Genomic DNA, 18,597 nt, shown 5'->3' with positions numbered 1-18,597 from the left:
CTGGAGCTACTTATGCGCGAAGAGTTGAACCAAGGCCTGATCGACTTCCTCAAGGCCTCCCCTACCCCCTTTCATGCCACTGCCAGCCTGGTCCAGCGCCTGGAAGCGGCGGGCTATCAGCGCCTTGACGAGCGCGAGCCCTGGACGACCGAAGCCAACGGTCGTTACTACGTAACCCGTAACGACTCCTCGATCGTGGCCATCAAGCTGGGGCGCAACTCGCCACTGTACGACGGTATTCGCATGGTCGGTGCCCATACCGACAGCCCGTGCCTGCGGGTCAAGCCGCAACCTGAATTGCAACGCCAGGGGTTCTGGCAACTGGGCGTCGAAGTCTATGGCGGCGCGTTGCTCGCCCCCTGGTTCGACCGCGACCTGTCGCTGGCCGGACGCGTGACCTTCCGCCGCGACGGCAAGGTCGAAAGCCAGTTGATCGACTTCAAGGCACCGATCGCCACCATTCCCAACCTGGCCATTCACCTCAACCGTGAGGCCAACCAGGGCTGGGCGATCAACCCGCAGACCGAACTGCCACCGATCCTCGCGCAATTTGCCGGTGACGAGCGCGTCGACTTCCGCGCCGTGCTCACCAACCAATTGGCCCTGGAGCACGGCCTGAACGCCGACGTGGTGCTGGACTACGAGCTGAGCTTCTACGACACCCAGAGCGCCGCGGTGATTGGCCTGCATGGCGACTTCATTGCCGGTGCGCGCCTGGATAACCTGCTGTCGTGCTACGCCGGTCTGCAAGCGCTGCTGAACGCCGAGACCGACGAGACCTGCGTGTTTGTCGCCAACGACCACGAAGAAGTCGGCTCCTGCTCGGCCTGCGGTGCCGATGGCCCGATGCTGGAGCAGACCCTGCGCCGCCTGCTGCCTGAAGGTGAGGAGTTCGTGCGCACCATCCAGAAATCCCTGCTGGTCTCGGCCGACAATGCCCACGGCGTTCATCCCAACTACGCCGACAAGCACGACGCCAACCATGGCCCGAAACTCAATGCCGGCCCGGTGATCAAGGTCAACAGCAACCAGCGCTATGCCACCAACAGTGAAACCGCCGGTTTCTTCCGCCACCTGTGCATGGCCGAGGAAGTGCCCGTGCAGAGCTTCGTGGTGCGCAGCGACATGGGTTGCGGCTCCACCATCGGCCCGATCACCGCCAGCCACCTGGGTGTACGCACCGTGGACATCGGCCTGCCGACGTTCGCCATGCACTCGATCCGCGAACTGTGTGGCAGCCACGACCTGGTGCACCTGGTCAAAGTGCTCAGCGCGTTCTACGCCTCCCGCGAATTGCCATGACCGGTCGCGGCGAGGCTGCTGCCCTCGCCGCGGATTGCCCTGGCGTTGACATTCATCACGCCAGTTGACGCAAAAGCCACCTAAACTTAAATCTGTTCCTTTCTAAGGCTGTCGCCATGATCTCGATGTCTTTGTTCAACTCCATGCTCATTCCGATTCTGTCGGGGATGATCCTGCTGGCCATCGGCTTCAACTTTCGCGACAAGAACGCCGGCGTGTTCTCGATGTGGATCGGCATGGTGGTGATTCTCGCCACCGTGGTCATCAAGATCCTCGCCAAGCTCAACGAATAAAAGCACCCACCGCGCTCGCATTGGGTTTGCCCCCCTCGTACACTCGGTCAACCTGCACCTGTTGAGGTTGACCGCCTAGTGTTTGCTCGCCTGTTCGCCCTGCCGTCCACGTTGTTCATTTGCTTGCTGCTGTTGCTGCCCATGGCGTCGGCCCAGGCGGTCGGTTTGCCGAGCCTGCTGGGCAGCTCCAGCAAGACCCAGCCGGAAGCGACCGAGCCCTTGGGGCAGTCGCTGGACGAAGTAATCAAGTCACTGGAAAACGACCAGCAACGGACCAAGCTGCTGGCCGACCTGAAAAAACTGCGCGACGCCACGAAAAAAGCCCAGCCCCCCGTGGAAGAAGGCGTGCTGGGCTTGATTGGCGGCACCCTGTCGACCCTGGAAAAACAGTTCAGTGGCGCCGACAGCCCGATCACCCGCTGGAGCGACGAATTTGACCTGGCCAAGGAAGAATTCAGCAGCCTGATGCTGCCGGCCAGCGAGTGGCTGCCAATTATCTTTGGCTTTGCCGTGGTGCTGATGCTCTGGAGCCTGCTCGCCGCAGCCCTGATCTGGCTCAGCCACCGCTTGCGCATGCGCTTCGGCCTGACCGAAGAACTGCCACAACACCCCCGGACCTGGGACCTGGTGCGTTTCGCCCTGCGCAAACTCGGGCCCTGGTTGATCGCCCTGGTGATCACCGTCTACATGAGCTACGCCCTGCCGCCGTCCCTGGGCAAGTACCTGGCGATGGTGCTGGCCTACGCCTTGGTGGTGGGGACCTGTTTCTCGGCCGTCTGCGTCATCGCCTTTTCCCTGCTCGATGGTCCGCACCGTCACCGCGCGCTGTACATCCTGCGGCACCAGGCCTTCCGCCCACTGTGGCTGATCGGCAGCTTTGCCGCGTTCGGCGAAGCCTTGAACGATCCAAGGCTGGTGGCCAGCCTGGGGATTCACCTGGCCCACGCCACCGCCACCGTGGCCAATGTCCTGGCCGCCCTGTTTACCGGCCTGTTCATCCTGCGTTTCCGCCGCCCCATCGCGCACCTGATTCGCAACCAACCGCTATCGCGACGCCTGACCCGCCGCGCCCTCAGCGACACGATCGAGATCCTCGGCACCTTTTGGTACCTGCCCGCCCTGGTGCTGGTGGGGATCTCGCTGTTTGCCACCTTCGTCTCGGCTGGCGACACCAGCACCGCCCTGCGCCAGGCGCTGATCTGCACCGTGCTGCTGGTGGTGTGCATGGTCATCAACGGCCTGGTCCGCCGGCATTCCCTCAAACCGCAACGCGGGGCCAAGCGCCACGCGCTGTACTCCGAACGCCTCAAGAGTTTCTGCTACACCCTGGTGCACCTGGCGATCTGGCTGGCATTCATCGAACTGGGCCTGCGGGTCTGGGGCATGTCGCTGATCCGCTTCACCGAAGGCGAAGGCCATGACGTCAGCGTCAAATTGTTCAGCCTGGCCGGCACCCTGATTTTCGCCTGGTTGATCTGGATCCTCAGCGACACCGCCGTGCACCACGCCCTCACTCGCTCGCGCAAAGGCCTGGCCAATGCCCGCGCGCAGACCATGATGCCGCTGATTCGCAACGTGCTGTTCGTGGCGATTTTCATCATCGCGCTGATCGTCGCCCTGGCCAACATGGGCATGAACGTCACCCCACTGCTGGCCGGTGCCGGTGTCATCGGCCTGGCCATCGGTTTTGGTGCGCAGTCGCTGGTGGCCGACCTGATCACCGGGCTGTTCATCATCATCGAGGACTCCCTGGCCATCGACGACTACGTCGACGTCGGCGGCCACCTGGGCACCGTCGAGGGCCTGACCATCCGCACCGTGCGCCTGCGGGACATCGACGGCATCGTCCACACCATCCCGTTCAGCGAAATCAAAAGCATCAAGAACTACTCGCGGGAGTTCGGCTACGCCATCTTCCGCGTGGCGGTGCCGTACAACATGGAGATCGACGAGGCGATCAAGCTGATGCGCGACGTCGGCCAGAAAATCCGTAACGATCCGCTGCAACGCCGCAACATCTGGTCGCCGCTGGAGATCCAGGGGGTCGAGAGCTTCGAGTCCGGAAGCGCGATCCTGCGGGCCCGGTTCAAGACCGCGCCGATCAAGCAGTGGGAAGTGTCACGGGCGTTCAACCTGTTGCTCAAGCGCCATATGGATGAGGCCGGCCTGGACCTGGCGACGCCACGCATGAGCGTCCAGGTGATTACCCCAGCAGGGGGCACCGAGAAGGATTGATCACCCGCCTGTCCCCTATCGCGAGCAAGCTTGCTCGCGATAGGGGCCGGAACATTCAACAGAGTGGTGGCCGTTAAACCACATCCACCCCGACATGAATCGCATCATGCCGCCAGAACTCCAGGTCACAATCGATCAGCCGCTGGTGTTGATCGTAGTTGACCCGGGCGATGCGCAACCCCGGGCTGCCCAGCGACACCCGCAAGGCCGCCGCCGCGTTCATCGGCAGTGAGGTCGGCACGATCTCGAAGCGCACCCGCCCATAGTGCAAATCGTAATGCCGGGCATACAACTCGGTAATCGACTGATTCAGGTCCAGCTCGAGAATCCCCGGGAAATACTGCGGGTTCAGGTAGTGCTCCACATACAACACCAACCGCCCGTCAATGCGCCGCGCCCGGCAAATCTGGATCACGCTCGACAGCGCCGGCAGCTGCAACCACGCACACACGGCCGCCGACGCCGGTTGCAGGCGCGCCGAGATCACCTCGGTCGACGGCTCCCGCCCCTGGGCACTGACCATGGCGTGAAAGTGGCTACGCTGCATCAGGTTGTACGCCAGCCGGGGCGGCGAGACGAACCAGCCACGGCGTTCCTCCCGATAAATCTGGCCTTGGGCCTCGAGTTGCAACAGCGCTTCACGCACGGTAATGCGCGTGGTGCCGAACAGCTCACTGAGCTTGCGCTCGGCCGGCAGCTTGCTGGCAGGCGCCAACAGACCGTGGTCGATCTGCTCTTGCAGGACTTGGCCAATGGCTGTCACCGCACGGGTTGCCTCTTCACGCATCAAGGTTACCTTTCTGGACTAGACCAGCACTGTTTCGGGGCCGGAGTGCGCCAAAAAGCGCCTCCTCTAAGCTAGTGCAAGCCTAGGCACAACATGTGACTGATCGATGACAAAGCCGCCCAACGGCAGCAGCCAAGCACTGCAATTCTACGGCCAAGTCCCCGTAAACCGGCCTTCTCCCGATGGTCTACGCTTAGCTCGTTGTCACCCCTAGTGCGCAAAAAAAAGCCGAGGGCCGGGGTCACCGACATCAAAGTGTCATCCAGCCCACCTAAATTGGCTCAGGTATTGCTGACCTAGACCAACCCAACCGCAAACGTTCGATAAAAACGCAGCGTTGAATACGCCCAAAGGAGCTTTCGATGAAACAGCTTTTCCTGGCATCCCTGTTAGGCTCGACCATTGCCATGTGCACCGCCGCCATGGCCGCTGATACCGATCTGAAAACCCTGGAAGCCGCTGCGCGAGCGGAAGGCGCGGTCAACAGTGTCGGCATGCCCGATGACTGGGCCAACTGGAAAGGCACCTGGGAAGACCTGGCCAAGACCTACGGCCTCAAGCACATCGACACCGACATGAGCTCGGCGCAGGAAATCGCCAAGTTCGCCGCCGAAAAAGACAACGCCAGCGCCGACATCGGCGACGTCGGCGCGGCCTTCGGCCCGATCGCGGTCAAGCAGGGCGTGGTACAACCCTACAAGCCTTCGACCTGGGACCAGGTACCCGACTGGGCCAAGGATAAAGACGGCAACTGGGCCCTGGCCTACACCGGCACCATCGCGTTTATCGTCAACAAGAAGCTGCTGCACGGCTCCCCGGCACCGACCAAATGGGCCGACCTCAAGACCGGCAAATACAAAGTCTCCATCGGTGACGTGAGCACCGCCGCCCAGGCTGCCAACGGCGTGCTGGCAGCGGCCCTGGCCAACGGTGGTGACGAGAAGAACCTGCAACCGGCGCTGTTGATGTTTGCCGAAATCGCCAAGCAGGGTCGCCTGTCGATGGCCAACCCGACTATTGCCACCATGGAGAAAGGTGAGGTCGAAGTGGGTGTGGTCTGGGACTTCAACGGCTTGAGCTACAAGGCCAAGATGGCCAACCCGGATGACTACACCGTGCTGATCCCCTCCGATGGCTCGGTAATTTCCGGCTACACCACGATCATCAACAAATACGCGAAGAACCCCAACGCCGCCAAGCTGACCCGCGAGTACATCTTCAGCGATGCGGGCCAGATCAACCTGGCCAAAGGCAACGCTCGGCCAATCCGCGCCGAACACCTGACCCTGCCCGCCGAGATCCAGGCCAAGTTGCTGCCTAACGAGCAGTACAAAGGCGTGACCCCGATCAAGGACGCCGACGCCTGGGAAAAAACCTCCAAGGCGCTGCCACAGAAGTGGAACGAAGAAGTCATCGTAGAGATGAAGTAACCCCTGTAAGAGCGAGCCTGCTCGCGATGGCGGCCTGACATTCGAAGATCCTCTCGGGTGTCAGACCGCTCTCGCGAGCAGGCTCGTTCACACAACGAATTACGATGTTTCGAGTTACTGATGTACGGAGTTTCAGTGCCATGAGTCACAACGTCATCCTTGTCGTCCTCGACGGTCTCAACTACGAAGTCGCGCGGCACGCCATGGGGCATTTGCAGGCCTATGTGCAGGCGAAAAAAGCCGCCCTGTACAAACTCAACTGCGAGCTGCCTTCGCTGTCGCGCCCGCTCTACGAAACGATCCTGACCGGGGTCACGCCGATCGACAGCGGCATCGTCCACAACAACGTCGCGCGCCTGTCCAACCAGCGCAGCATTTACCACTACGCCCGTGACGCCGGCCTGACTACCGCCGCCGCGGCCTATCACTGGGTCAGCGAGCTGTACAACCGCTCCCCCTTCGTCCCGGCCCGGGATCGCCACACCGCCGAGCCCGAGTTGCCGATCCAGTACGGCCACTTCTATTGGTCCGACCACTACCCGGATTCGCACCTGTTCGCCGACGCCGAGCACCTGCGCCTGCAACATGCCCCGCACTTTCTGCTGGTGCACCCGATGAACATCGACGACGCCGGGCACAAGCACGGCCTCGACACCCCGCAGTACCGCAACAGCGCCCGCTCGGCCGACATCATCCTGGCCGACTACCTGCAAGGCTGGCTCGACGCCGGCTACCAGGTGCTGGTGACCGCCGACCACGGCATGAACAACGACCGCTCCCACAACGGCCTGCTGGCCGAGGAACGGGAGGTCCCGCTGTTTGTGATCGGCAATGCCTTCAGCTTCGACCCCGATGCCGCTCCCGCACAGCTCGAACTGTGCGGCACGGTGTGCCAGTTGCTCGGCATACCCCACGACAAACCTGTATGCCGGGAGTTGCTCAAGTGAACGCCATCACGCGCGGTAAATGGCTGGCAGCCTTGTGCCTGGTGCCGTTTGCGATCTTCTTTTTCGTGTTCCAGATCGCCCCGCTGTGCTGGGTGCTGATCAACAGCCTGCAATCGGAAGAGTTTGGCTGGGGCCTGGCCAACTTCGATAAAATCTTCAGCTCCAGGTTCTATCTGCAAGCGATCCAGCACAGCCTGGAAATCAGTTTCTATTCCAGCCTGTTCGGCATTGTCATCGCCATCCTTGGCGCCTACTCGCTGCGCCGGGTCGACTCCAGGCTGCGTAACTTCGTCAACGCCTTCGCCAACATGACCAGCAACTTTTCCGGTGTGCCCCTGGCCTTCGCCTTCATCATCCTGCTGGGCTTCAACGGCAGCATCACCATCATGCTCAAGCAGGCCGGGATCATTGAGGACTTCAACCTGTACTCAAAAACCGGGTTGATCATCCTCTACACCTACTTCCAGATCCCCCTGGGCGTATTGCTGCTGTACCCGGCGTTCGACGCCCTGCGCGAAGACTGGCGCGAATCCGCCGAGTTGCTGGGGGCCAACGGCTGGCAGTTCTGGCGCCACATCGGCCTGCCGGTGCTGACCCCGGCCCTGCTCGGCACTTTCGTGATCCTGCTGGCCAACGCCCTGGGCGCCTACGCCACGGTGTACGCCCTGACCACCGGCAACTTCAACGTCTTGCCGATCCGCATCGCGGCGATGGTTTCAGGTGACATTTCCCTCGACCCGAACATGGCCAGCGCCCTGGCCGTGGTGCTGGTGGCCTTGATGACCCTGGTGACCGTGGTCCATCAGTTACTGTTGAAGAGGAGCTACCATGTCTCGCGCTGAACCCGGCTCTGCAGCCCTTTATCACCGTGTGGTGGTCTACCTGCTGTTTGCCATCTTGCTGTTGCCGCTAGTTGGCACGCTGATCTACTCGATTTCCAGCAGTTGGTCGGCGACCATCCTGCCCTCCGGCTTCACCTTCAAGTGGTACCTGCAACTGTGGAGTGACCCGCGTTTTCTCAATGCCTTCGGCCAGTCGCTGCTGGTCTGCGTCGGGGCACTGATCCTGTCGGTGGTGCTGATCCTGCCGCTGCTGTTCGTGGTGCACTACCACTTCCCGAAACTCGATGCGCTGATGAACATCCTGATCCTGCTGCCGTTCGCGGTGCCGCCGGTGGTGTCCTCGGTGGGCCTGTTGCAGCTCTACGGTTCCGGACCGTTCGCCATGGTCGGTACGCCCTGGATCCTGGTGGGCTGCTACTTCACCGTGGCGCTGCCGTTCATGTACCGGGCAATCACCAACAACCTGCAGGCGATCAACCTGCGCGACCTGATGGACGCTGCCCAGTTGCTCGGCGCCAGCACCTTCCAGGCGGCGTTCCTGGTGGTGCTGCCGAACCTGCGCAAGGGCCTGATGGTGGCGTTGCTGCTGTCGTTCTCGTTCCTGTTCGGCGAGTTCGTGTTTGCCAACATCCTGGTCGGCACCCGCTACGAAACCCTGCAGGTGTACCTCAACAACATGCGTAACAGCAGTGGCCACTTCACCAGCGCACTGGTGATCTCCTACTTCCTCTTTGTGCTGGTTCTGACCTGGGCTGCCAATATCTTGAACAAGGACAAAAGCCAATGAGCTATGTCAGCGTCCAACACCTGCAAAAAAACTATTCCGGCACCACGGTGTTCAGTGACATCAATTGCGAAATCCACAAGGGCGAGTTCGTCACCCTGCTCGGCCCATCGGGTTGCGGCAAGTCCACCCTGCTGCGCTGCATTGCCGGGCTGACCGCGGTGGATGGCGGCAAGATCCTGCTCGAGGGGCAGGACCTGGTGCCCATGAGCCCACAAAAACGCGGGATCGGCATGGTGTTCCAGAGCTATGCGCTGTTCCCCAACATGACCGTGGAGCAGAACGTCGCCTTCGGCTTGCGCATGCAGAAGGTCAATGCCGACGACAGCCACAAGCGCGTGCAGGAAGTGCTGCAACTGGTGGAGCTGACGGACTTTGCCGCGCGTTATCCGCACCAGTTGTCCGGCGGCCAATGCCAGCGCGTGGCCCTGGCCCGCTCCCTGGTCACCCGTCCACGCCTGCTGCTGCTCGATGAGCCGCTGTCGGCGCTGGATGCGCGGATTCGCAAGCACCTGCGCGAGCAGATCCGACAGATCCAGCGTGAATTGGGGCTGACCACTATTTTCGTCACTCACGATCAGGAGGAAGCCCTGACCATGTCTGATCGGATATTCCTCATGAACCAGGGAAAAATCGTACAAAGTGGCGACGCAGAGACCCTCTACACTGCGCCAGTGGACGTGTTTGCCGCCGGATTCATCGGCAACTACAACCTGCTTGATGCCGCCAGTGCCAGTAAACTGCTGCAACGTCCCGTCAACAGCCACATCGCGATTCGCCCCGAGGCCATCGTACTGAGCCGCACGGGCGAACCCGATACCCTGATCCGCAGTCACAGCCTGCTGGGCAACGTGATTCGCTATCGGGTCGAGTCACGCGGCGTGGAGTTGGTGGTGGATGTCCTGAACCGTTCGGCGGCTGACTTGCATGCCGACGGTCAGCGCCTGGCACTGTCCATCGATCCGAGCGCCCTGTGTGAGGTCGCCTGATGATGTCAACGAATGAGCTGAAGAGAGAGCACTGATGGCCCTGGCAATTTTTGATCTGGACGAAACCCTGATTCACGGCGACTGTGCCACCCTCTGGAGTGAACAGATGGCCCGCCTGGGTTGGGTCGACGGCGAGTCGTTCATGCGCCGCAACAACGAACTGATGGACGCCTACAGCCACGGCAAGCTGGCCATGGAAGAGTTCATGGCCTTCAGCCTGGAACCCTTGATCGGGCGCACCCCGCAAGAGGTCGAGCACCTTGTGGGGCCCTGGGTCGAAGACTTTATCGAGCCGATCATTTTCAGCGATGCCACCAAGACCATCGCCGCCCACCGCAAGGCAGGCGACCGGATCCTGGTGATTTCCGCCTCGGGCACCCACCTGGTCACGCCCATCGCCGAGCGCCTGGGTATCGATGAGGTGCTGGGTATCGAGCTGGAGGTGGTCAATGGTTTCTACAGCGGCCAAACCGTCGGCACCCTGACCTACCGCGAAGGCAAAATCACTCGCCTGCTGGAATGGCTGGACGCCGAAGAAGAAAATCTCGAAGGCGCGAGTTTCTATTCCGACTCCCGCAACGACCTGCCCTTGCTGCTCAAGGTCGACTTCCCCCGCGTGGTCAACCCGGACCCAGTGTTGCACGCGCACGCGCAACAGGCCGGCTGGCCGATTCATCACTGGAAGTAATCGAGAAACTGTGTGGGAGCGCCGCCCGGCAGCTCCCACAGGTTCGATGCAATCGCCTCAGGTCAGGCTCTCGTCAATCACCAACACCAGCTTGCCCGACACCTGATTGGTCGCCAGTTCGGCAAACGCCGCCTCGGCATCCTTGATCGGGAAGGTCTTGGCCAGTTGCGGGCTCAAGCGGCCTTCGGCGAACAATGGCCAGACGTGCTGGCTGAGATCGCTGAACAGATCGGCCTTGAACTGCTCGTCTCGACTGCGCAGGGTCGACCCCAACAATTGGATACGCTTGGCCAGCACCTGCGCCAGGTCGAGCTTGGCATCACGCCCGCCCATCAGGCCAATCAACACCCAGCGTCCGTCCCGGGCCAACACCTTCAGGTTCAACGCCGCGTAGTTGGCGCCGACCGGGTCGAGGATCACATCGAACGGCCCCAGGTCGCTCAACCCCTCCAGACCCTCGGTGCGCACCACCCCGCCCTGGGCGCCCAGCGCTTCGCAATAGGCCAGCCGATCGGCCGAGCCGACACTGACCCAGCACGGGTTGCCAAAGGCCTTGCACAGCTGGATGGCCGCCGAACCCACGCCACTGGCACCGGCATGCAGCAAGACTTTTTCCCCGGGTTTGAGCGCCGCCAGTTGAAACAGGTTCAGCCAGGCGGTGCTGTACACCTCCGGAAGCGCCGCCGCTTCGGCCAACGACAGGCCCTCCGGCACCGGCAGGACGTGGCGACCATCGACCACCACCTCCTCGGCCATCCCTCCTCCGGCCAGCAGCGCACACACCCGGTCACCGATCTGCCAGGATGAGCCCGGGCCGACCTCGCTGATGACCCCAGAGCACTCCAGCCCCAGCACCTGGCTGGCACCCGGAGGCGCAGGATAGAGCCCCGCTCGCTGCAGCAGATCGGCCCGATTCAACCCCGCGGCCGCGACACGGATGCGAACTTGCCCCACATCACAGACCGGAGCCGGCTCTTCAACCCACTCCACATGTCCTTCAACGCCTTGCAATGCCTTCACAGTGCCTCCATAGTGAGTCTGGACTGAGCCCGATGCTATAGCGCCGGGCTTTTTGCATTATGCGACCGGTCCTTGTGGAACCGGCGACTTCAAAGACGGCCTAATATGCGTTATCAATTGTCCCCGCGTCGAATCGGCATGAAGCATTTGTTCCCCAGCACCGCACTCGCCCTCCTCATCGGCCTGGGCAGCTTGTCGCTCGCGCCCGATACGTTCGCAGCCAATAGCTGGGACAAGCTTCAGCCCGACCGTGACGAGGTGATCGCCAGCCTGAACGTCGTCGAGCTGCTCAAGCGCCACCACTACAGTAAGCCGCCCCTCGATGATGCGCGCTCGGTGATCATCTACGACAGCTACCTCAAGCTGCTGGATCCATCGCGCAGCTACTTCATGGCCAGCGACATTGCAGAATTCGACAAATGGAAAACCCAGTTTGACGACTTCCTCAAGAGTGGCGACCTGAAACCCGGGTTCACCATCTACAAACGCTACCTGGACCGGGTCAAATCCCGCCTGGAGTTCGCCCTGGCAGAACTCGACAAAGGCGTGGACAAGATCGACTTCAACGCCAAGGAAACCTTGCTGATCGATCGCAAGGACGCCCCGTGGCTCAAGTCCAATGCCGAACTCGACGACCTGTGGCGCAAACGCGTCAAGGACGAAGTGCTGCGCATGAAAATCGCCGGCAAGGACTCCAAGCAGATTCAGGAAACCCTGACCAAGCGCTACAAGAACCAATTGTCGCGCCTGGACCAGACCCGCGCCGAGGACATCTTCCAGGCGTACATCAACACCTTCGCCATGTCCTACGATCCGCATACCAACTATCTGTCACCGGATAACGCGGAAAACTTCGACATCAACATGAGCCTGTCCCTGGAGGGCATCGGCGCCGTGTTGCAGAGCGATAACGACCAGGTCAAGGTCGTGCGCCTGGTGCCTGCAGGTCCAGCCGACAAGACCAAGATGGTCGCGCCGGCCGACAAGATCATCGGTGTCGCCCAGGGCAACAAGGAAATGGTCGACGTGGTCGGCTGGCGCCTGGACGAAGTGGTCAAGCTGATCCGCGGACCGAAAGGCACCGTGGTCCGCCTGGAAGTGATTCCGGCCAGCAATGCACCCAACGACCAGACCAGCAAGATCGTGCCGATCACCCGCGAAGCGGTGAAGCTTGAAGACCAGGCGGTGAAAAAGTCCGTGCTCAACCTCAAGCAGGATGGCAAGGACTACAAACTCGGCGTCATCGAGATCCCGGCCTTCTACCTCGACTTCAAGGCGTTCCGTGCCGGTGATCCGGACTACAAGAGCACCACCCGCGACGTCAAGAAACTGCTGACCGAACTGCAGAAGGAAAAAGTCGACGGCGTGGTCATCGACCTGCGCAACAACGGCGGCGGCTCCCTGCAGGAAGCCACCGAACTGACCAGCCTGTTCATCGACAAGGGCCCGACCGTCCTGGTGCGCAATGCCGATGGCCGGGTCGATGTACTCGAAGACGAAAACCCAGGGGCGTTCTACAAAGGCCCGATGGCGTTGCTGGTCAATCGCCTGTCGGCCTCGGCCTCGGAGATTTTTGCCGGCGCCATGCAGGACTACCACCGCGCGCTGATCATCGGCGGCCAGACCTTCGGCAAAGGCACGGTACAGACCATTCAGCCGCTCAACCATGGCGAACTGAAACTGACCCTGGCCAAGTTCTACCGGGTTTCCGGGCAGAGCACCCAACACCAGGGCGTACTGCCGGACATCGATTACCCGTCGATCATCGACACCAAGGAAATCGGCGAAAGCGCACTGCCTGAAGCCATGCCGTGGGACACCATCCGCCCGGCCATCAAACCGGCCGTCGACCCATTCAAACCCTTCATCGCCCAGCTCAAGTCCGAGCATGACGAGCGTACCGCCAGGGACGCCGAGTTTGTCTTCATCCGCGACAAACTGGCCCTGGCCCAGAAGCTGATGGCAGAAAAAACCGTCAGCCTCAACGAAGCCGAACGCCGCGCGCAACACACCGATATCGAAGCCCAACAGCTGGCGATGGAAAACATCCGCCGCAAAGCCAAAGGCGAAGAGCCGCTCAAGGAACTGAAAAAAGAAGACGAAGACGCCATCGCGGCCGAGCCAGACAAGACCAAGCCGGAAGACGACGCCTACCTGAGCGAAACCGGGCGGATCCTGCTGGACTACCTGAAACTCAACACCGCGGTCGCCAGCAACAAGAAGTAATGGCCATCCCAGCAACACGCTGACCAGAAAAGACCGGGCTTGCCCGGTCTTTTTTTGCCCACGAGATTCTTGCCGCATCAGGGCATGGTCAGATCCTCGCGAAATCGACCCTGCCAGTTAAAAACTGTTACCTATGTGCGTGAACCAATTTGTAACCCATGTGGGTGAGTCATACCCCGGCAAGTCCTTTTGGGGCGTTTGCCAAAAGTGCCTGGCCGTAAGGGCGAAACCCTCAGCCGCCGTGACCGCTGCAATGGATATGCCCACAAAATCCAAGATCAACCAGACCGCACAGCCAATTCCCGCAACTTGATCGCCGCCAACGGATGCCCAGCCTTTTCCGCCAACCCCCACCAGCGAGCCGCCTCCACCGGATCCGGAGCCTTGCTCGGAGTCCCGGCCAGACTGATCACGCCAACTTGATAGGCCGCCTTGCCATCGCCCGCCAACGCTGCCAGGCGCAGCAAACGCACCCCCTCCTCGCGAGCCCCCAGGCCAACCCCGCGAAACGCCAGGATGTGACCATAGAAGCTCTGGGCCCCCACGTCCCCCAGGTTGGCCATCCGCGCAAACTGCCCCTCCAGCCAAGCCCAGCCTCGCGGCTGACGGACAAACCAGGACCAGTGAAACAGCCGGCGGGCCAGCCAGTAGCTGACATGCGCCTTGAGTCGTAGCAACACTCAGGCCTCCGCAGATTCAGGGTATTGGTACTCGAACACACGAACCACTTCCGAAGCATGCCAGGACGCCGCTGCCACGCCGTCGGAGGGCCCGGAGAAACGCCCCAGACGCTCCACACACTCGAAGAACCCAGTGCGCGGCAATCGGCTCGCGCCCTGGCTGATCACCAGCGAACTGCGCAGCGGTTGTTCGGCCCGGGCGTCCAGTGCCGCCAAGTGCTCGAGGGCGGCCGTCAGGGTTTGCATGGCCGGGCTCGGCAACTGCAGCCGCTCCAGCAGCGCACGATAAGTCAGCAAGTGGCGCTGGCGGCGCGCCTGATCCAGCTCACCGAGCAAACCGTCCCAATGTTGACGACTGATCCGTACACTCACGATTCATCCCTCCAACCCTGCACCTTCAACTCCCAGGCCAGGCTGCGGCGAATCGCGGCGTCGGGCTGGCGCTCGCCACTTTCGATCAAGGCCAGGTAGGAAGGGCTGATGCCTACGGTGCGGGCCAGCGCCTCAATGGCAATGCCCTGTTCTTCACGTAGATGACGCAGTTGATCGAGGCCCGGAAGAACCGGGTCCGAGGTGGCCGCGTGCGGGACTGTGGCTGCACGCGGTGGTTGTTCCTTGACGCCTGCAGCTTTCAACAATGCTTGATACTGCGCCCATGGCAACACCGCGTATTCGGGCTCACCATCACGTGTGATTATCTGAATATCCATGACTACCCCGTAGGACAACAACACTTAGCGAGTCGGCACTTTTCCCTTGAAGTGTAATCCTAACAGTCGCCAAGGTCGCTGGGGCGTATCAATCTCTGGATGAATCTGATTCGATTCAGGTTTTTTTCGGGCCCTGAAGCAACAACTGCTCGGGCGAATCAGGCAGGCGCTCGAGACTCACCAGTTTTTCCGGGTGCTGGCGGTTGCGCCAGAGACGGAAAGCCGTCAGCTCGTCATCCAGGGTTTTCATCAGCCACGCCAGCACAGCGATGTCATCCAGCATGCCAAACATCGGGATGAAATCGGGAACGGCATCCAAGGGGCTGAGGAAGTACATCAGGCCGGCCACCACCGATACCAGTGCCTTGGGACTGATGGCCCGGTACTCGCCGCGCCAGTAAGCCAGGCACAGCGCCTGCAGCAAGCGCAGGTCGTCCTTGAGCTTGCCCAGGCGGAAACCCTGACTGGCGCCCTTGCTGGCCACTGCGAAAAGCAGGGTCGGCAAACGGCCTCGACTGATCAAGCGACCGGCCAAGGGCAGGAACCGAGCAAAATTCCAGGGTGTTTTCATCATGCCTCCACTGAAATGTTATCCACACAAATTGTGGATAACCTTGTGAACAGAGCCGCTTTTCAGGCCTCAAAGCCCCGTTTTACAAGGGCTCAAGTCAGATCGGGCGTTTTTTACTCACATGAAAAAACCCCAACATTTCATTGACTTGGCGGCCTGGTGCGGCTAACGGCGGCGCCTTCAATGCTATGACTGCTACGACCGGTGTCGGTTCGACTGGATTTTCCACCACCGGCCGCCAGATGCAACAACGCCCCGGATAAACGGGGCGTTGTATTTCAATCCGACGCAGCTTACTTGGCGTCGTCTTGCTTGGCTGGATCTTTGATCGCCAGCAGCTCCAGGTCGAATACCAGCACCGAGTTGGCCGGAATTGCCGGGCTAGGGCTTTGTGCGCCGTAGGCCAGTTCGCTAGGAATGTACAGCTTGTACTTCTCGCCTACGTGCATCAGTTGCAGGCCTTCGACCCAACCCGGGATCACGCCGCTGACTGGCAGATCGATCGGGCTGCCACGCTCGACCGAACTGTCGAACACGGTGCCGTTGGTCAGGGTGCCGGTATAGTGCACAGTCACGACGTCGGTAGGCTTAGGCTGGGCGCCGTCGGCCTTCTTCACGACTTCGTACTGCAGGCCGGAAGCCGTGGTGGTCACACCGGCTTTCTTGGCGTTGTCTTCGAGGAATTTCTTGCCGGCTGCGGCCGACTCTTCGCTCATCTTGGCCATGCGCTCTTCAGCACGCTTTTGCAGCGCTGCGAAGGCTTCGACCAACTCTTCATCCTTGAGCTTCTGTTCTTTCTTGCCGACAGCATCTTCGATGCCTTGGGCTACGGCTTTGGAGTCCAGGTCATCCATGCCTTCCTGAGCCAGGCTCTTGCCCATGTTCAGGCCGATACCGTAGGAAGCTTTTTGCGCCGGGGTTTTCAGCTCTACGCTGGTCTGCGAGTCACAACCCGCAAGTACCAGGCTAACCAGGGCCACCGCCGCCGCCAACCGATGCTGTTTCATGCTATTTCCTTGTTCATGCGCCTAAAGGGCAATCGAATAAAGCCGCGAGCTTATCAGGCCGCCACGACCAATGGCTACCGGCATGAGAGCAGGAAAGCTCCGATAAGTTCAGGTCTTTTAACGCGTTTTGCCCAGGAACCGGGTGAAGTTTCTGTCAGCTTCGGCCGAGGGCAGATGCAGCCTGTTCTCACAGGCTATGGCGTAATGGCCTCTTGCTGCCAAACTTGAGCTCAGGCATAACACCCCGATCACTCTACAAGGACGTTTATCGTGCGCCTGCTGCTCCGTTTTCTACTGCTGATTCTGCTCCTGCTGGGGGTCGCGCTGGCCGTTGTGCTGTATTACGTGGCCAACCCCAAGCTGCCGGTCTATACGCCTGTCACCCAGGTGAATTACCTCGACCAGTGGAGCGACGCCGATCGCCAGACCTATTACTTCACCCCCCAGGGCACCCAGGTAAAGGGTTTGCGGTACGACTGGTTCAAGGCCCTTGAGCTGCCGTTTTCCGAGCAGCGCTTTGCCGCGCCGCAGTACCTGGCGCGCTTCGGCTTTCTGGTGGACCCGACGCAAACGGCCACCCCCAGCAACCCGGGCAACCTGCCGGTGGGCTTCGCCAGGCACCAGAATCCTGGCAGTAAAGAAGAGTATCTGGATATTACCTGCGCCGCCTGCCACACCGGTGAGCTGCGCTACCAGGGCCAGGCCCTGCGCATCGATGGCGGTACGGCGCAGCACGTGCTGCCCTCCAGCGTACCCACCTTGCGCGGCGGCAGCTTCGGCCAGGCGCTGGTGGCCAGTCTTGCCTCGACCTATTACAACCCGTGGAAATTCGAACGTTTCGCCCGCAACGTGCTGGGTCAGGACTACGACACCGGGCACGAACAACTGCGCAAGGATTTCAAGGCCTCGCTGGACACCTTCCTGCGGGTGGCCTGGAACGACACCCATCGCGGCCTCTACCCCACCGAGGAAGGTCCCGGGCGCACCGACGCCTTCGGCCGTATCGCCAATGCCACCTTCGGCGACGCCATCTCCCCGGACAATTACCGGGTAGCCAATGCGCCAGTGGACTATCCACAACTGTGGGACATCTGGACCTTCGACTGGGTGCAGTGGAACGGTTCCGCCCAGCAGCCCATGGCGCGCAATGTCGGCGAGGCGTTGGGGGTGGGTGCCACCCTGAATTTCTTCGATGCCAATGGCCAACCGCTCAAGGGCGATGCGCGCTACCCCTCCAGCGTGCGCGTGCGGGACTTGCACCTGATCGAAGAAACCCTCAAGCGCCTCAAGCCGCCGGCCTGGCCCGAAGCACTGCTGGGCCCCATCGACAAGCCCCTGGCCGCCCAGGGCCGTGCGCTGTTCGCCGAGAACTGCGCCGGTTGCCACGTGCCCAAGGTGATCCAGGCCAACGGTCGCCCCGAGCAGCAGTTGAAGATGCTGCCGGTGGCAGTGATCGGCACCGATCCCTCCAGCGCCCACAACATCGCGCAGCACCGCTTCGACGTCACCCCTCTGCAATGGGACCCGGCGGAATTGGCCAACCTCGACGTCAAGCTGCAACCCACGCCCACCGAGCCTCTGGACCTGAGCCAGCTGTCAGTCGCCAAGGGCCTGGCCTACGTTACCGCCTTCGTCGAGAGCCGCGCCTACCGCGAGGCCAACGTCACCCCAGAAGAGCGGCCGGACATGGATGGATTCGCCCTGCCGATCGGCGTGCGCGAGCGCGTGGCCTACAAAGCCCGGCCGCTGGCCGGCGTCTGGGCCACGGCGCCTTTCCTGCATAACGGTTCGGTGCCGAGCCTCTACCAACTGCTGTCACCGCAAAGTGAACGAGCGAGCACCTTCTATAAAGGCACCTTCGAGTACGACCCCAAACACCTGGGCTATCGCACCGAAGCCTTCGACAACGGGTTTGTGTTCGATACGCGGGTGACCGGCAACCATAACAGCGGCCACGAATTCCGCGCCGGCGAACGGGGTAACGGGGTCATCGGGCGCTTGTTGCTGCCCCAGGAGCGCTGGGCGCTGCTGGAGTACCTGAAGGTACTGGGCGGCCCCCTGGAGGCGCAATTGCCATGAGCCACGG

18 protein-coding genes are annotated in these 18,597 nt (G+C 61.5%); 11 read left to right on the top strand and 7 right to left on the bottom strand.

The window, feature by feature from the left end; genetic code table 11:
• Positions 1-12: 12 nt before the first annotated feature.
• From H7995_RS19850 to H7995_RS19840, 3 genes are all read left to right on the top strand, one after another.
• Positions 13-1,302 carry a M18 family aminopeptidase gene (locus H7995_RS19850; protein ID WP_166591642.1) on the top strand — a complete coding sequence of 430 codons (1,290 nt, stop codon included), beginning with the start codon at positions 13-15 and terminating at the stop codon, positions 1,300-1,302.
• Positions 1,303-1,418: 116 nt separating this feature from the next.
• A complete protein-coding gene (locus H7995_RS19845) occupies positions 1,419-1,595 on the top strand; it encodes a hypothetical protein (RefSeq protein WP_166591643.1) in 177 nt (58 codons plus the stop codon).
• Between the two features lie 78 nt (positions 1,596-1,673).
• Positions 1,674-3,830, top strand: a complete 2,157-nt coding sequence (locus tag H7995_RS19840; protein WP_166591644.1) for a mechanosensitive ion channel domain-containing protein — start codon at positions 1,674-1,676, stop codon at positions 3,828-3,830.
• A 73-nt stretch (positions 3,831-3,903) separates the two neighbouring features.
• Here the strand turns inward: H7995_RS19840 and H7995_RS19835 are convergent, their stop codons facing one another.
• Positions 3,904-4,617: a UTRA domain-containing protein gene (locus H7995_RS19835; protein WP_166591645.1), complete on the bottom strand. Its 714-nt coding sequence runs from the start codon at positions 4,615-4,617 to the stop codon at positions 3,904-3,906.
• 362 nt (positions 4,618-4,979) lie between these two features.
• Here H7995_RS19835 and H7995_RS19830 point away from each other — a divergent pair, with 362 nt between their 5' ends.
• The 6 genes from H7995_RS19830 to H7995_RS19805 all read left to right on the top strand — a co-directional run bounded on the left by H7995_RS19830 (position 4,980) and on the right by H7995_RS19805 (position 10,297).
• Positions 4,980-6,047: an ABC transporter substrate-binding protein gene (locus tag H7995_RS19830; protein ID WP_166591646.1), complete on the top strand. Its 1,068-nt coding sequence runs from the start codon at positions 4,980-4,982 to the stop codon at positions 6,045-6,047.
• 140 nt (positions 6,048-6,187) lie between these two features.
• Positions 6,188-6,994 carry an alkaline phosphatase family protein gene (locus tag H7995_RS19825; RefSeq protein WP_166591647.1) on the top strand — a complete coding sequence of 269 codons (807 nt, stop codon included), beginning with the start codon at positions 6,188-6,190 and terminating at the stop codon, positions 6,992-6,994.
• The gene (locus H7995_RS19820) at positions 6,991-7,836 is read left to right on the top strand and encodes an ABC transporter permease (protein WP_302097663.1); all 846 of its coding nucleotides are present in this window, start codon (positions 6,991-6,993) and stop codon (positions 7,834-7,836) included. Before H7995_RS19825 ends, H7995_RS19820 begins: the two co-directional genes overlap by 4 nt.
• Positions 7,823-8,623 (top strand): ABC transporter permease, encoded by an 801-nt coding sequence (locus tag H7995_RS19815; protein ID WP_159997430.1) that lies wholly within the window; start codon positions 7,823-7,825, stop codon positions 8,621-8,623. Before H7995_RS19820 ends, H7995_RS19815 begins: the two co-directional genes overlap by 14 nt.
• The gene (locus H7995_RS19810; RefSeq protein ID WP_185818761.1) at positions 8,620-9,609 is read left to right on the top strand and encodes an ABC transporter ATP-binding protein; all 990 of its coding nucleotides are present in this window, start codon (positions 8,620-8,622) and stop codon (positions 9,607-9,609) included. Before H7995_RS19815 ends, H7995_RS19810 begins: the two co-directional genes overlap by 4 nt.
• A 34-nt stretch (positions 9,610-9,643) precedes the next feature.
• Entirely contained in the window at positions 9,644-10,297 is a 654-nt protein-coding gene (locus H7995_RS19805) for an HAD family hydrolase (protein ID WP_166591650.1), read from the top strand.
• A 57-nt stretch (positions 10,298-10,354) separates the two neighbouring features.
• Here the strand turns inward: H7995_RS19805 and H7995_RS19800 are convergent, their stop codons facing one another.
• Positions 10,355-11,317 (bottom strand): zinc-binding dehydrogenase, encoded by a 963-nt coding sequence (locus H7995_RS19800; RefSeq protein WP_166591651.1) that lies wholly within the window; start codon positions 11,315-11,317, stop codon positions 10,355-10,357.
• 138 nt (positions 11,318-11,455) lie between these two features.
• Between H7995_RS19800 and H7995_RS19795 the strand changes: the two genes are divergently transcribed.
• Positions 11,456-13,543, top strand: a complete 2,088-nt coding sequence (locus tag H7995_RS19795; protein WP_166591652.1) for a carboxy terminal-processing peptidase — start codon at positions 11,456-11,458, stop codon at positions 13,541-13,543.
• 278 nt (positions 13,544-13,821) lie between these two features.
• On the opposite strand, the gene H7995_RS19790 is transcribed toward H7995_RS19795, so the two are convergent.
• The 5 genes from H7995_RS19790 to bamJ all read right to left on the bottom strand — a co-directional run bounded on the left by H7995_RS19790 (position 13,822) and on the right by bamJ (position 16,511).
• Positions 13,822-14,223 carry an SEL1-like repeat protein gene (locus H7995_RS19790; RefSeq protein WP_166591653.1) on the bottom strand — a complete coding sequence of 134 codons (402 nt, stop codon included), beginning with the start codon at positions 14,221-14,223 and terminating at the stop codon, positions 13,822-13,824.
• Complete coding sequence (locus H7995_RS19785; RefSeq protein WP_166591654.1) at positions 14,224-14,595, bottom strand: hypothetical protein; 372 nt, start codon at positions 14,593-14,595, stop codon at positions 14,224-14,226. It lies immediately after the preceding gene.
• Entirely contained in the window at positions 14,592-14,933 is a 342-nt protein-coding gene (locus H7995_RS19780) for a helix-turn-helix domain-containing protein (protein ID WP_166591655.1), read from the bottom strand. The genes H7995_RS19785 and H7995_RS19780 overlap by 4 nt, the downstream gene beginning before the upstream one ends.
• A gap of 115 nt (positions 14,934-15,048) precedes the next feature.
• Positions 15,049-15,504, bottom strand: coding sequence for a YkvA family protein (locus H7995_RS19775; RefSeq protein WP_166591656.1), 456 nt, complete (start codon positions 15,502-15,504; stop codon positions 15,049-15,051).
• A 293-nt stretch (positions 15,505-15,797) separates the two neighbouring features.
• Positions 15,798-16,511, bottom strand: a complete 714-nt coding sequence (gene bamJ, locus H7995_RS19770; protein WP_095170311.1) for a BamJ family beta-barrel-assembly machinery protein — start codon at positions 16,509-16,511, stop codon at positions 15,798-15,800.
• Positions 16,512-16,781: 270 nt separating this feature from the next.
• On the opposite strand from bamJ, the gene H7995_RS19765 reads away from it, so the two are divergent.
• A complete protein-coding gene (locus H7995_RS19765) occupies positions 16,782-18,590 on the top strand; it encodes a di-heme-cytochrome C peroxidase (RefSeq protein WP_166591657.1) in 1,809 nt (602 codons plus the stop codon).
• The last annotated feature ends 7 nt before the right edge of the window (positions 18,591-18,597 follow it).

This window comes from Pseudomonas kielensis, assembly GCF_014236655.1.
Taxonomy (GTDB): domain Bacteria; phylum Pseudomonadota; class Gammaproteobacteria; order Pseudomonadales; family Pseudomonadaceae; genus Aquipseudomonas; species Aquipseudomonas kielensis.
This window is presented reverse-complemented; position numbering and strand designations above follow the sequence as displayed.